Origin of the sequence: Gordonia sp. UBA7860, from assembly GCF_002500165.1 — a bacterium.
Taxonomy (GTDB): Bacteria; Actinomycetota; Actinomycetes; order Mycobacteriales; family Mycobacteriaceae; genus Gordonia; species Gordonia sputi.
This window is the reverse complement of the sequence record NZ_DLSO01000078.1, coordinates 1-4,580: the sequence shown is the minus strand read 5'-3', so window position 1 is coordinate 4,580 and position 4,580 is coordinate 1. Positions and strand designations below refer to the sequence as shown.

The 4,580-nt window shown below is 64.8% G+C and carries 8 protein-coding genes; 3 read left to right on the top strand and 5 right to left on the bottom strand.

Annotated features, from left to right (window positions below):
- Positions 1-167: 167 nt before the first annotated feature.
- Positions 168-806 (bottom strand): helix-turn-helix domain-containing protein, encoded by a 639-nt coding sequence (locus B3T59_RS10020; RefSeq protein WP_287002146.1) that lies wholly within the window; start codon positions 804-806, stop codon positions 168-170.
- A gap of 18 nt (positions 807-824) precedes the next feature.
- Here B3T59_RS10020 and B3T59_RS10015 point away from each other — a divergent pair, with 18 nt between their 5' ends.
- The 3 genes from B3T59_RS10015 (at position 825) to B3T59_RS10005 (ending at position 2,605) form a co-directional block, all read left to right on the top strand.
- On the top strand, positions 825-1,658 hold the full coding sequence (locus B3T59_RS10015; protein ID WP_287002145.1) for an AzlC family ABC transporter permease: 834 nt from the start codon (positions 825-827) through the stop codon (positions 1,656-1,658).
- The gene (locus tag B3T59_RS10010; protein WP_287002144.1) at positions 1,655-1,978 is read left to right on the top strand and encodes an AzlD domain-containing protein; all 324 of its coding nucleotides are present in this window, start codon (positions 1,655-1,657) and stop codon (positions 1,976-1,978) included. The genes B3T59_RS10015 and B3T59_RS10010 overlap by 4 nt, the downstream gene beginning before the upstream one ends.
- Before the next feature lie 492 nt (positions 1,979-2,470).
- A complete protein-coding gene (locus tag B3T59_RS10005; RefSeq protein ID WP_280985312.1) occupies positions 2,471-2,605 on the top strand; it encodes a hypothetical protein in 135 nt (44 codons plus the stop codon).
- Positions 2,606-2,633: 28 nt separating this feature from the next.
- Here the strand turns inward: B3T59_RS10005 and B3T59_RS10000 are convergent, their stop codons facing one another.
- The 4 genes from B3T59_RS10000 to B3T59_RS09985 all read right to left on the bottom strand — a co-directional run bounded on the left by B3T59_RS10000 (position 2,634) and on the right by B3T59_RS09985 (position 4,322).
- On the bottom strand, positions 2,634-3,260 hold the full coding sequence (locus B3T59_RS10000; RefSeq protein ID WP_287002143.1) for a maleylpyruvate isomerase family mycothiol-dependent enzyme: 627 nt from the start codon (positions 3,258-3,260) through the stop codon (positions 2,634-2,636).
- The gene (locus tag B3T59_RS09995) at positions 3,257-3,709 is read right to left on the bottom strand and encodes an SRPBCC family protein (protein ID WP_251723024.1); all 453 of its coding nucleotides are present in this window, start codon (positions 3,707-3,709) and stop codon (positions 3,257-3,259) included. Before B3T59_RS09995 ends, B3T59_RS10000 begins: the two co-directional genes overlap by 4 nt.
- The gene (locus tag B3T59_RS09990; RefSeq protein WP_251723023.1) at positions 3,702-4,040 is read right to left on the bottom strand and encodes an ArsR/SmtB family transcription factor; all 339 of its coding nucleotides are present in this window, start codon (positions 4,038-4,040) and stop codon (positions 3,702-3,704) included. Before B3T59_RS09990 ends, B3T59_RS09995 begins: the two co-directional genes overlap by 8 nt.
- A gap of 99 nt (positions 4,041-4,139) precedes the next feature.
- Positions 4,140-4,322, bottom strand: coding sequence for a hypothetical protein (locus tag B3T59_RS09985; RefSeq protein ID WP_251723022.1), 183 nt, complete (start codon positions 4,320-4,322; stop codon positions 4,140-4,142).
- Positions 4,323-4,580: the final 258 nt, after the last annotated feature.

Below are 4,580 nucleotides of genomic sequence, written 5' to 3'. Positions count from 1 at the left end.
TGGTCGACCCCGGGCTATGTGGGGGACCCGCCGCGAGAATTGCGATCTACGACGCCTTGGCTATGTCTGTGCACGCCAGTATGTACACCGTACGCGAGGTCGTCCGAGTGAGCGAATCATGGTGAGCGCAGTCACGTTTGCGCCCCGAAGTGGTTGCGGCGGAAATATCAGAAAGCTTCGCTGACCAGCACCGCGAATGTGCCAGGCTCCAGGGCGTCGAAGACATGGTCGGCATCTCCGGGATACGAGATGTAGTCGCCGGGCCGGAGCTCGACCGGATCGTCGAGAGGTCCAACCAACGCCCTCCCCGCAGACAAAACGACATGTTCGACGACGCCGCGCGCATGAGGACGCGACACCTTCGGCTCTCCCGGCTCGGCGCGCAGCAAGAAGATGTCGCGTCGCGACGACGGCGACGCCGCGGACAACAGCGTCGAGATGTACTCGGCGGTCGCTGACGGAATGGCCGGTCCGTCACCGAACCTGATCACCTCCACCCGACGCGGCGGGGTGTCGACGAGGTCGGAGAAGGTCAGGCCAAGCGCCTCACTCAGAGCCCAGACGGTCTCGATACTCGGGTTGCCAAGACCCTGCTCTAGCTGCGACAACGTCGATTTTCCAATGCCCGCACGCCGTGCGAGTTCGCCGATCGACAGGCCCACGCGCGCCCGCTCACGCTTGAGCGCCGCTGCGATCACCGCGGTGGGGCCCGACGCCGTCGGATCAGCCTCGGACCGACCCGCAGCGCCACCGAGGTGGTCGTCCGACGAAGCGTCCGAGTGTTCATCTTGACGAACAGTGCCCATATGTTCATCATAGTGGTCATGCGTTCGTCATGGGAAACACTTGGCTACGACACGCTGCGCAGCGTGGCAGTGATGGCGCTCTCTGTGTTCGTCATCGGATGCTCCTACGGTGTCGCCGGGCACAGCGCCGGGCTGAGTTGGTGGCAGATCGTCACCATCGCCTGCGTGGTGATGGCGGGCTCGAGCGAGTTCGTCTTCGTCGGCATTCTCGCCACCGGAGGCCTGCCCATCGTCGGGGCACTCGCTGGGTTGCTCGTGAACACCCGCAACCTGGGATACGGGCTGTCCGTCGGCCCCTACCTCGGCTCCGGTGTGCGCCGACTCATCGGTGCGCACATGGTGAACGACGAGACCGCGGCCCTGACCGCGGGCACCTCCGACGCCGAGCGTGCACGCGCAGCGTTCCTCTGGTGCGGCATCGGGGTTCTGGTCTCCTGGCCGGCAGGCGCCGCCCTGGGTTCCGCTGCGGGACAGGTCATCTCGAGCCCTGAAACACTGGGACTCGACGCAGCGTTCCCCGCACTGCTTGGCGCGCTGGCGATCTCGGCACTGCGCGGACAGCGGTCGGAGCGCGGTCGACTCGGCGCCTCACTGGTCGTCGGCGCCGTGATCGCCGTCGCCGCAACGCCGTACGTTCCTGCCGGGGTTCCAGTGCTGCTGGCGCTCGTAGGCCTCGGCGCCGGGTTGCTCGTCCCGCGCCGCGACACCGACGACAATGCGCACGCAACCGTCGACAGTGCACTCCCAGACGTCGAGAGCGTGCACGCAACCGTCGACAGTGCGCTTGCAACTGTCGGCAGTGCACCTTCAACCGTCGACAGTGCTGTGCCACGCGTGGGGCGTACGCCATGACGCACGGAACTCAACTCTTCATCGCCGTCGCGGTGCTGGCTGCGGGCACCTATGCACTCCGTTTGGCCGGCCCCCTTCTGCGTTCGCGAATTACCGTGTCGGACAAAGTGCGCGCGCTGATCGATCGTGCCGCGCTGGTTCTCCTTGTTGCGGTCGCCGCGACCGGCGCTCTCTACGCCGGGCAGGACCTGTCTGGATGGGCGCGGCCGGCGGGAGTTGCCACCGGGGTGGTGGCCGCACTGCTCAAGGCACCGCTGATCGTGGTGATCTTGCTGGCGGCAGGTGTTGCCGCTGGGCTCCGGGCCATTGGCGTTGCGTGAGCTTGCCCAGGCCCCGATCCCAGGGTCGGCGCCGCGCAGAAAACCACACCCCGCGCAGCGCGCGCATGTACCGGTACGTGCGGAGCACCGGAAGGCTGTGGTTTTCTGCGCGCTCGCTGACTCCGCCCTACGCCGACCTGCGCCCGAAGCACAGATGAGTGATCGGACTTACTCGCTCGCGGTGTTGCGTGAGCTCGCTCTTACTCGGAGCACAGGGCGTGTACTTTTTGCACGCTTGACCCAAATCCCCTCTCCGCGAACCGGACACGACGGCATTACTGGTTCGAATCCCCCGGCGCGAGAGCTTGTCGTCAGCACACGAACGCCCGAAGATCCTTGAGTTCGCATCGATCTACCGAGGGATCTCACACATGCGTAAGCGCCCGACTCCACGCGTCCTGTCCATGCTGCACTCGACGCACCGCGACTCTCGTTCGGCGCCAAGCACATCCTGCGGGCCTGGCCACCGCGGCCACCGGCAACGCCCAGGCAGTGGCCGACGGATACACCTTCGGGAGCTGGGGTACCGCTCCGCACATTTCGGAGTTCTCACCGTCGGGCGAAATGACGTACGACGCAACGCTTCCGGTCGGCACCTATCGCGCCTACCTCGACACGTGGTCGTGATCGGAACGGCCTGAGCCGCAATGCTTCATCAGCTCCTGAGATCGAGACCGCCGACCGCTCGTCCGGCGAGCAGCGCCACAAGCTCGCTCGCGGGACGAGATACCACCTCGGCGCCGTCACCGACCGACCACGCGAGATCGGTTGCACGAAGCGTGCGATCGCCGACATCCACTCTGAACTGTCGACCTGCGATTCCATCTGCGAGCGAGTCGAGGACGATCAGCGTCGCGTCATCAGACGAGCTGCGCGGCAACGTATTCGGAAAGGTGATGTCGGCAGAGTGGATCACCGCATGGGTCAGCGCGCCCGTGGGTCCGCCTCCCGGTGGCGCCCACCTGGCCATGGTGTCGCTGCGCAGGTCGTCGAGTAGTTCGTCGAACGGTCGGCGCGCGTCGCGGTCCGCTATCGTTCGCGACAGCCTGTCGAAGTCGCCATCCACCGCGGACAGCTCCGCCATGAAGGCGGGGCCGTCGTAGCGTGCGGCCATCGTCATATGTGCGACGACGTGCCGCACGCTCCATCCCGCGCACAGCGTTTCGGCGTCAGCAATGGTGTCGGGCCTTTCTGAGGACCTCGCGCGCTCGTCGAGGAGATCAGCCAACGCGGACAGTTGCGGGCCGACGAGCGCTTGGAGGTCGGTGGTCGAGATGTTCATGAGAGTTCTTTCGGTTGTCGGGCAAGGTCTTCGACGTACGTGACTCCACGTTCAAGCGCCGTCTGCCATCCGGCCCTCGCCTCTGGCGTGCGAAATTCCGGCGGCAAACCTCGCTGATGAGTGACGACTTCCGTTGTGCCGTCGCCGAGGTCGACGAATGTCACCGAGGTGTGCACCCCTGAGTCCACCTCACGCCAGGCCAAAAACCGTGGGGCCTCCACGTCGGTGTACTCGGCGCGCATCCGGTACTCCGAGCCGTCGACGTCGTTGACCATCGTCGTCTCGAAGGCGCCACCTGGGCGCAGCTCGACGACGATCGCCTCCAGCGGCGTCGACGTCCCCGTCGGACCCCAGAAGTGAGTGAGGTGTTCGGGCTCGGTCATACACGCGAAAACGAGTTCTCTTGGAGCACGGTAGATCCGCCGCACTGTGAAAGTGTCGTCAGCCATGACCTTTTCCCTGTACGACGATGGACGACAAGTGCTCGGAGAGCCTGTCGTGTCGAGCCACCCACTCGTCGCGACGGCCTGCGAGCCATTGCTGGGCGGCGTCGAGTCGATGGACTTCGAGATGACACGGGCGTGACGTACCGATTCGCGTCCGCGTCACAAGGCCGGCGTCTTCGAGCACCTTGACATGCTTGGAGATCGACTGCTGCGTGAGCGTCGACCGATCAGTGAGCTCGTTGATCGTCGCGTCGCCCCTGGTCAACGTTTCGACGATGGCCAGTCGCGTCGGATCGGCTAGGGCAGCAAAAGTGTCGCCTAGTTGAGCTGCCATCACCACCTACTTTCAATCTTCACTACTTATCAGTTGTACAACTGATAAGTAGTATAGGCCGTCGCGAGTGTGTTGTCGCGCGGCATGCCCCGTGCAAGCTCAGGCGCCATACGCGGCGACGAATGCTGCTGCTGCCGCGACGGAAAACCGTCGACGCTCAGCACTATCGTGCAGGTCGTCGGGCATGAACTGGGCTCGATCCTGCGCGGAACCAAGCGCCAGATAGGCAAAATGCGCTGCAGCAAGACAACTTTCGTTGACGACGTATCTCGTGTCGTTCAACGCCGAAACCCGGAAGAAGACAGGGCGTGGCGCGGGAGACGAAGTCGAGGTGGAGCTCGTCGTCGACCCAGACCGGTAGGAGCACCGCTCAGCCAATGGCCATCCGTAGATCCCACAGCGGCGCATGGGGTTCCATCTGCCACTGACGTACGGCGTTGAGGCGGATGATCCGCGTGGTGCCCAGTATCAGGAGCGCAGCGAGGGGTAGTTCGGCGAAGAACGCGGTGAGCAGCGAGACCCCAGGGTCACGGCAAAGTC